This is a genomic window from Catenulispora pinisilvae (genome assembly GCF_015356865.1).
Taxonomy (GTDB): domain Bacteria; phylum Actinomycetota; class Actinomycetes; order Streptomycetales; family Catenulisporaceae; genus Catenulispora; species Catenulispora pinisilvae.
This window is the reverse complement of sequence record NZ_JAAFZA010000505.1, coordinates 1-1,349: the sequence shown is the minus strand read 5'-3', so window position 1 is coordinate 1,349 and position 1,349 is coordinate 1. Positions and strand designations below refer to the sequence as shown.

Below are 1,349 nucleotides of genomic sequence, written 5' to 3'. Positions count from 1 at the left end.
GGCGAGTTCTACCGGTCGTCGCAACGCGTTGTGGTTGTGTGGTCTGACAGTAGCTTGGTGAGGCGTTCGGCTGGGGTATCCCAGTCGAGGACTTTGCGGGGTCGCCGGTTGAGTTTGGCGGCGACGGCCGCGACGTGCTCGGCGCTGTGGACCGATAGGTCCGTGCCCTTGGGGAAGTACTGGCGGAGCAGTCCGTTGGTGTTCTCGTTCAGGCCGCGCTGCCAGGGACTGTGCGGGTCGCAGAAGTAGACCTGCATGTTCGTCGCCACGCTCAGTGCCAGGTGTCGGGCCAGTTCAGCGCCTTGGTCCCAGGTGAGTGTCTTGGCCAGGCAGACCGGCAGCGCCTTGATCGCCTCGGTGAGTGCGACCTGGACGGTGTCCGCGTCGTGACCGTCGGGCAGCGGCACCACGAGCGTGAAGCGGGTGGTGCGCTCCACGAGCGTGGCCATGGCCGAGCGGTTGTTCGCTCCCAGGATCAGGTCGCCTTCCCAGTGGCCGGGCACGACGCGCTCGGCGACTTCGGCGGGGCGGTCGTGGATGCTGGTCATCGGGTCGCGGAAGCGCGGCTGCCGCGCATCGGCGGCGCGTCGGGGCTTGCGGGCCGAGCGTCCGCTGCGCAGCACCTTCTTCAGCTCCCGACGCAGGATTCCGCGGCCGTGCACGTACAGCGTGGAGTAGATCGTCTCGGTGCACACGTGCAACTCCGGCCGGTCCGGGAAGTCCCGGCGCAGACGGTTGCTGATCTGCTCCGGGCTCAGGTCGTCATCCAGTATCGCCTGCACCAGGGCGCGCAGCTCGGGATTGTTCACGATCCGGCGCGGCTTGGGCCGGGTCTTGCGCGCCGCCGCGCGGTGCTGCGCCCGCTCGGCCCGGTACGGTGCCTGCGGATCGCCGGCATGCCCGTTGCGCCGCACCTCGCGGCTCACCGTCGACGGCGACCGGTCCAGCTCGGCGGCGATCCTCCGCACCGAAGCACCCTCGCGGTGCCGGTCGGCGATGTGGATCCGCTCCAGCAGATCCAGATACCGGCCCGGCTGCCCGCCCGCCTCCACCAGCTCATCCACCATCTTCGCCGCCTGCTTCCCGCTCAAAGCCGGGTCGGCGCGCACGTAGGGCCGGACCGGCAGACCGCGCTCTCGCCGCCAGGCCACGCCGGTGTGGCGCGACACGCCAACCCGCTCACACGCCTTACCGATCCTGACGCCCTCGTCGAGCAGACGAAAGAACCCCTCCCGCTCGTCGGCCAACCGGCCACCGGCGGGACGACCACGCTTTCGGCCCGCAGAGAACTGATCCATAGTCAACAACACCTTCAGGCTCAGGTGTTGCAACGACTCCTAGAATCCGCC

Annotated in this window: 1 protein-coding gene; it reads right to left on the bottom strand. The window is 69.2% G+C overall.

Annotation, left to right across the window (positions count from 1 at the left end; all coding sequences use genetic code 11):
* Positions 1–8: 8 nt before the first annotated feature.
* Positions 9–1,298, bottom strand: coding sequence for an IS30 family transposase (locus tag IZR01_RS49190; RefSeq protein ID WP_194927889.1), 1,290 nt, complete (start codon positions 1,296–1,298; stop codon positions 9–11).
* Positions 1,299–1,349 lie beyond the last annotated feature (51 nt).